Raw genomic sequence first — 264 nt, 5'->3', positions numbered from 1 at the left:
AACCACTTCACCCATACGACCAGCAGTTGGGTAAGTTGGCACGCCTTCAAATACGACTTGCGTACACCCATTAACGAGCGGCCCATAAGCAATGTAACTGTGACCTGTGATCCAGCCAACATCAGCACTACACCAAAAAATATCATCGTCTTTTAAATCAAAAATGTATTCGTGGGTCATAGATGAATACACTAAATAGCCACCAGTGGTGTGCACCACCCCCTTGGGCTGACCGGTAGAACCTGAGGTGTATAAAATAAACAG

At 45.5% G+C, this 264-nt stretch carries 1 protein-coding gene; it reads right to left on the bottom strand.

Going from position 1 to position 264, the window contains the following annotated elements; genetic code table 11:
* Positions 1 to 264 (bottom strand): AMP-binding protein (locus SB765_RS30560; protein WP_410932608.1); only part of this gene is annotated, 264 nt, incomplete at both ends.

It is taken from the genome of Pseudomonas sp. SIMBA_067 (genome assembly GCF_046534675.1).
Taxonomy (GTDB): Bacteria; Pseudomonadota; Gammaproteobacteria; order Pseudomonadales; family Pseudomonadaceae; genus Aquipseudomonas; species Aquipseudomonas putida.
This window is presented reverse-complemented; position numbering and strand designations above follow the sequence as displayed.